The 6,594-nt window shown below is 66.1% G+C and carries 6 protein-coding genes; 5 read left to right on the forward strand and 1 reads right to left on the reverse strand.

Annotation, left to right across the window (positions count from 1 at the left end):
* Window positions 1-46: 46 nt before the first annotated feature.
* The gene (locus tag V3572_RS03470) at window positions 47-2,026 is read right to left on the reverse strand and encodes a peptidase U32 family protein (protein WP_332109580.1); all 1,980 of its coding nucleotides are present in this window, start codon (window positions 2,024-2,026) and stop codon (window positions 47-49) included.
* A gap of 257 nt (window positions 2,027-2,283) precedes the next feature.
* On the opposite strand from V3572_RS03470, the gene V3572_RS03475 reads away from it, so the two are divergent.
* The 5 genes from V3572_RS03475 to rimM all read left to right on the forward strand — a co-directional run.
* Window positions 2,284-3,471, forward strand: coding sequence for a pyridoxal phosphate-dependent aminotransferase (locus V3572_RS03475; RefSeq protein ID WP_332109581.1), 1,188 nt, complete (start codon window positions 2,284-2,286; stop codon window positions 3,469-3,471).
* 224 nt (window positions 3,472-3,695) lie between these two features.
* Window positions 3,696-5,183: a signal recognition particle protein gene (gene ffh, locus V3572_RS03480; protein ID WP_332109582.1), complete on the forward strand. Its 1,488-nt coding sequence runs from the start codon at window positions 3,696-3,698 to the stop codon at window positions 5,181-5,183.
* An 84-nt stretch (window positions 5,184-5,267) separates the two neighbouring features.
* Window positions 5,268-5,507 (forward strand): 30S ribosomal protein S16, encoded by a 240-nt coding sequence (gene rpsP, locus V3572_RS03485; RefSeq protein WP_332109583.1) that lies wholly within the window; start codon window positions 5,268-5,270, stop codon window positions 5,505-5,507.
* Between the two features lie 153 nt (window positions 5,508-5,660).
* Entirely contained in the window at window positions 5,661-5,894 is a 234-nt protein-coding gene (locus tag V3572_RS03490; protein WP_163302725.1) for a KH domain-containing protein, read from the forward strand.
* A 36-nt stretch (window positions 5,895-5,930) separates the two neighbouring features.
* On the forward strand, window positions 5,931-6,594 hold a 664-nt coding region (gene rimM, locus V3572_RS03495), incomplete at its 3' end, for a ribosome maturation factor RimM (RefSeq protein WP_332109584.1).

Here is a 6,594-nt window from a genome sequence, read left to right on the forward strand (position 1 = left end):
GGGGGGAAACTTTTTTTCAAAAAAGTTCCCCCCCGTGGCGCCTTCTCTACAACAGCCCCGCGTCCCAGTTGAACAGTCCCTGCCGCTCCCGGGCGGGCACCTCCCGGGGCAGCGGTTCGCGAAGCGACACGAACAGCTCGAACCCGGCCCGGATCAGCTCGTCGCGGTGGTCGTACAGATCCACGCGCCAGTTGGGATAGATGAAATAGTTCTGGTCGTAGCGTACGGCCCAGCACACCTCGCCCTTGGGACTGGCAAGCGGCATGCAGGTTCGAATCTCCGGGGAGATGGTCCGGGAGATGCCCAGCGGCCAGGCCCCGTCCACCACCAGCCCAAGCGGCAGGGGGCTTTGGCCCGGCAGGGCCAGGACGTCCGCCCCGGACAGCTCGGGCGAGATGACGGCCCCGGAAAAGCCCAGGGATTTGAGGGCGGCCAGGGCCATGGGGTTGGCGATGTTGCAAAACGGCCCGGCCCACAGCACGGCCTTGGACGTAGCGGGGAAAAGCCCGCGCTGCCATGGGGCGTTCAAAACGAAGCGTTCGGCCCCGCGCGACAGCAGAAGCTCCACCAGCCCGGCGAATTCGCTCTCCTCGTTGGGCCAGATCACCGGCGGCAGCCACCACCACACGGACTTGGCCCGGCCAAGCGGCAGATTGTGGGCCCGGGACAGGGAAACCCACACCCCGAACACGCCCTTTTCCTTGGACAGGTCCGGATGCCGCCACACGCTCACGGCGGCAGGCGCGACCCGCCGGGCCGGGCGGTAGGGCTTGGGAAGCTTGATGGCCACCTCGGCGGGCGCGGCCTCGCGCTCGGGGATGACCGCAAGTTCGGCCTCCATATTCTCCAGGATGCGGGCCAGGGCCGGGGCCCGGCGGTCGATGAGGAACACCGGCGACCCGGATTCAGGACGCTGCCCGGGCTCGAAGCGCAGGGAATAGCGGCCGCCCTTGGGCACGGAGCGGCTGATGCGAATGACCTGATGCCCGACCTCGTCCTCGAACCCCACCCGCAGCAAATCCCCGGCCAGAAGCGGGATGCGGGCCGAAAGATGAAACCCGCCGCCCTGTTCGCTGCGCGAGAGCTTCCCGGCGGCCAGCCCGGAGCCCGTGCGGCCGCTGTGGTCCACGGGATTTTTGGGGCGCTGGGGCAAAAAGCCGTAGTTGGTGCCCGGGCGGCCCAGGGCCTGCTCCAGATAGTCCAGGGCGGCCTTTTTGGAGGCCGGATCGTCGGGCTCGTCGCGCAACAGTTTATAGGCGGCCACGGTATGGAACACGTAGTGCGGGCCTTTTTTGCGGCCCTCGATCTTCCAGGCCGCAAGGCTCGGGATGCTGAGCAGGGTCTTGGCCAGGACGTCCAGGCTCAAGTCCAGACAGGAGAACAGGCGGCCCTGCTGCCCCCGGTGCTCGTACATGCGGCGGCACGGCTGCACGCAACGGCCGCGAAGCCCGCTTTTGCCGCCGAAAAAGCTGCTCCACCAGCAGCGCCCTGACACGTTGTGGCACAGCGCCCCGTGTACGAAGACCTCGATGGTCTGGCCGGGACAAGCGGCGTCGGCCATGGCCCGGATCTCGTCCACGGACAGTTCGCGCGGCACAACCACGCGGGTAAAGCCCAGGGCGGCGGCCGTGGCCATACCCGACGGCTGGCTCATGTTGGCCAGAGTGGACAGGTGCAGTTCGCCCGCATACCCGGCCTGCCGGGCGATGGCGGCCATGCCCGGATCCTGGAGGATAAGCCCCTCGGGGGACACCTGGTCGACAAGGCGTTTGATCATGCGTCCGGCCTTGTCGATCTCGTCGGGCTTGACCAGGACATTGACGGCGACATAGGTGCGCCGCCCCTTCTGCCGGGCCAGGTCGGCCAACCGGCCCAGTTCGCCGACGGAAAAGTTGCGCGCCAACATGCGCGCGGAAAAATGCTTGAGTCCGCAGTAGACGGCGTCGGCGCCAGCGGCCAACGCGGCCAGAAACGAGGACGGGTCGCCGGCCGGGGCCAGGATTTCCGGTTTGCTCAGAGGAATCATGAAGTCCATGGGGGTTGACGTGGGGTGAGGGAAAGCGCCTTTCACCGAAGGCGTAAGACCATAGCCTATTTGTCCGCCCGTGGCGAGACGGAAAAATGTATTTTGAAAACCGTATAAAAACAGGATGTTGGACTCAATACAGGCCCATTTTCCGGACATTTGGATTTCCTTTCGGGCCTTTCATGCGGGCCGGATTGGTGATATGTGGCGGGAAGAACGCAAACGGGATGCATTTTCGCAACAAAAAGGAGCGGGCTGTGCGGTTGTTAACTCGGGAGATGGAAGGCTTTCTGGCGGGCGGGGCCTGGATTCGGACGATCTTCGAACTGGGCCTTGAGTTGAAGAAAAAATACGGGGAGGACGCGGTCTGCGATTTCTCCCTGGGAAACCCCGATCTGCCGCCTCCGGCCGCCGTGGGCAAACGGCTGGCCGAGATCGCGGCCGCCGCCGACCGGCCCTTCGCCTTCGGCTACATGCCCAACCCCGGCTATCCCGCCGTACGCGCGGCCCTGGCCGGATACGTCAGCCGCCAGCAGGAAACGCCGGTCTCCCCCGGCGACCTGGTGGTCACCTGCGGCGCGGCGGGCGGGCTCAACATCTTTTTCCGGGCCGTGCTCGAACCCGGCGACGAGGTCATCTGCCCGTCGCCCTATTTCGTGGAATACGGCTTTTACGTGTCCAATTCCGGCGGGGTGCTCACGCCCGTGCCCTCCCGGGCCGGGGATTTCGGCCTGGACGTGGCGGCCATCGCCGCCGCCGTCACGGACAAGACCCGGGTCGTGCTCATAAACTCCCCCAACAACCCCACCGGCCAGATCTATCCGGCCCAAGACATCGCCGCCCTGGCCGCCGCCCTGACCGAGCTGTCCAAGGGCCGGGAACGCCCCATCTTTCTGGTGGCCGACGAGCCCTACCGTTTCCTGACCTTCGACGGCCACGCCGTCCCCCCGGTCCTGCCCGCCTATCCCTATTCCCTGGTGGTCAGCTCCTTTTCCAAAAACCTGTCCCTGGCCGGGGAACGGGTGGGCTTCGTGGCCGTGTCCCCGGACATGCCGCAGCGGGAGAAGCTGGTGGGCGGCCTTGTCTTCGCCAACCGGATCATGGGCTTCGTCAACGCCCCGGCCATCGGCCAGGCCGTGGTGCTGGGGGCCCTCGACGCCCAGGTGGACACCTCGATCTACGCCAGGCGGCGCGACGCCATGGCCGGGGTGCTGTCCCGAACCGGCTACGAATTTTTCATGCCCCGGGGGGCGTTTTATTTCTTCCCCAAATCCCCCATCCCCGACGAGGTGGCCTTCGTGTCCAAGCTCGCCGAGCACCGGGTGCTGGCCGTCCCGGGCCGGGGCTTCGGCCTGCCGGGCTATTTCCGGCTGGCCTTTTGCGTGGACGAGGCGATCATCCTGCGGGCCGAGGAGGGCTTGGCCAAGGCCCGAAGCGCCTTCTGACGCCGCCCCCGGCGGCGTGAGACGCCGTCGGACGACGTTGCCCGGTGCGGGCCAGACGGCCGGACGCCCTGGAAACACCCGCCGCGCAGGCCGCCGCCTCCGCCGAATGTCGCGGTGCGCCCTGCGGCGTGCCTCTTGACGGATTGCCTCCACATGGATAAGTGGAAAGGCTTTCCTTTTCGTCGTGCCATTTTGCCGTGCCGAACGCCGCACGCGGGAGCCACATGTTCGACAGCCTGACAGACCGCCTGGAAGGGGTTTTCAAAAAAATCCGGGGCCACGCCCGCCTGACCGAGGAAAACGTCCAGGACGCCCTGCGCGAGGTGCGTCTGGCGCTCCTTGAGGCCGACGTCAACTTCAAGGTGGTCAAGGACTTCGTGGAGCGCGTCCGCGAACGGGCCATGGGCCAGGACGTCCTGAAAAGCCTCACCCCGGGCCAGCAGGTGGTCAAGATCGTCCACGACGAGCTCATCGAGCTTTTGGGCGGACAGGCCGCCGAGCTCGATCTCAAGGCCCGGCCCACGGCCATCATGATGGTCGGCCTGCAGGGCTCGGGCAAGACCACCACCTCGGCCAAGCTGGCCCTGCGCCTGCGCCGCGAGCTCAAGAAAAAGCCCTATCTGGTCCCGGCCGACGTCTACCGCCCGGCGGCCATCGAGCAGCTCACCAAACTCGGGGCCCAGATCGACGTGGCCGTCCACCCGTCCCAGACCGGCCAGACCCCCGTGGACATCTGCCTGGCGGCCCTGGCCGAGGCTGAGAAAAACGGCTTCGATGTGGTCATCTTCGACACCGCCGGACGCCTGCATGTGGACGAGGCCCTCATGGAGGAGCTGGCGTCCATCAAGGCCAAGGCCTCCCCGGCCGAGATCCTGTTCGTGGCCGACTCCATGACCGGCCAGGACGCGGTCACCGTGGCGGGGAGTTTCAACGACCGCCTGGACATCACCGGCATCGTGCTCACCAAGATGGACGGCGACGCGCGCGGCGGCGCGGCCCTGTCCATCAAGGGCGTCACCGGCAAGCCCATCAAATTCGTGGGCATGGGCGAGAAGCTCTCGGACCTGGAGATCTTCCACCCCGACCGGGCCGCCTCGCGCATCCTGGGCATGGGCGACATCCTCACCCTCATCGAGAAGGCCCAGACCGACATCAATGCCGATGAAGCTGCGGCCATGGAGAAAAAACTCCGCAAGGCCGAATTCAACCTGGAGGATTTCCGCACCCAGATGCGCCGCGTGCGCAAGCTCGGCTCCCTGGAAGGCATCCTCAAGCTCATCCCCGGCATGTCCCAGGTGCGCCAGAAGCTTGGCGAAGTGCAGGTGCCCGAAAAGGAAATGGCCCGGGTGGAGGCCATCCTCGGCTCCATGACCAAAAAGGAGCGGGAAAACCCCAAAATCATAAATCCCAGCCGCCGCGAACGCATCGCCAAGGGCTCGGGGACCACGGTTTTGGACGTGACGCAGCTTTTAAAAAATTTCGCCCAGATGCAAAAGATGATGAAGCGCATGATGGGCGGAGGCGGCAAGATGCCCTCCCCGGGCAAGATGCCCAAGATGCCCCGGATGCCCGGCGGCATGCCCGGACTTCCCGGCGGCATGCCGGGAGTCGGGGGCGACGAGGCCCAGTCCCAGGATCCGCGTTTCGCGCGGACCCCGGGCAAGTCCACCAGCGCCTCCAAACGCAAAAAGCAGAAACGGAAAAAACGGTAATCCCGCCCGCGCGGGAATGGCGGGCGCTCCCGCCGCATCCATAACGACAACGCAACCTGATTGCCAAAAAAGGGGAATCGCACCATGGCCATGAAAATCCGTCTGACCCGCATGGGGTCCAAGAAACGTCCGTTCTACCGCATCGTCGCCCTGGACAGCGCCACCCGCCGCGACGGCCGCGCCCTGGAATACCTGGGGTACTACAATCCCATGGTTGACCCGGCCGAACTCAAAGTGGACCTGGAGAAGGTCAAGCACTGGACCGATCGTGGGGCCAAGCCCTCGGACACGGTCAAGGCCCTGCTGAAAAAAGCCGGAAGCTAGCCGTTCTCGCGGCGGGCTGCGCCGCTTTTTTTGAGGGAGTTGCAGGAACCCGCGAGGCAGGAACGGGGAGACGGCCTGCGCCATCCGGGCACGTCCGGAAGGATCGGCCGGTTCCATGCCTCGGCATGTGGTCAGTATACGCGGGAGGCATCTATGCTCAAGGACTTGATCGAATACGTGGCCAAGTCGCTGGTCGACAACCCCGACCAGGTGCAGGTCGCCGAGGTCGAAGGCGAACAGACCTCGGTCATCGAACTCAAGGTGGCCAAAGAGGATCTGGGCAAGGTCATCGGGAAACAGGGCCGCACGGCCCGGGCCATGCGCACCATCCTCGGCGCGGCCTCCACCAAGGCCAAAAAACGCTCCGTCCTGGAAATTCTCGAATAAAAGGACGTGGGCGGCCCAGACGGCCCGGCCTCAACCATGAACACGAAACCGGACACATACGTGGTCGTGGGTGAAATCCTGCGGCCCCACGGCATCAGGGGGGAGCTCGTCGTCAGATCGTTCGCCGACTCCCCGTCCGTTTTCCGCAAAGGCCGCAGCCTGCGCCTGTCGCCGCCCGAGGGGCGACACGGAAAACCCGCACGCCGCACCGTGGCCGCCCTGCGCGTCCATGCCGACCGGCTCCTGGTGGCCTTTACGGACGTTCCCGACCGGGACGCCGCCGAGGCCCTGCGCGGCTGCCTCCTGTCCGTGCCCGCCCAGGAGTTGCCCGCCCTGGCCGCAGACGAAGTCTACCGCCATCAGCTCATCGGCTGCCGGGTGCTGGCCCCGGACACCCCGCACCCGGACCTGGGGGTCATCCGCGACATCCTGGATCTGCCCGGGCAGGAGATCTGGGCCATCCGCCACGCCTCCGGACGGGAGATCCTGTTGCCCGCCAACCCCCACACCATCGCCGACATCGACCTGACGGCCGCCGTGGTCACCGCCGCCCCGCCCCCCGGCCTGGTGGACATCTACCTTGAAACGCCCGCCCCCGAAACAACAGCCTGCCAACTGCTTCAGCACAACGAGCAGGCCGTGAATGTGGTGGTCTCCTTTGGCCAGTACCTCGACGTGCTGCCGCTCAGGGCCTCCAAAG

This window comes from Desulfolutivibrio sp. (assembly GCF_036584575.1).
Classification (GTDB): domain Bacteria; phylum Desulfobacterota; class Desulfovibrionia; order Desulfovibrionales; family Desulfovibrionaceae; genus Desulfolutivibrio.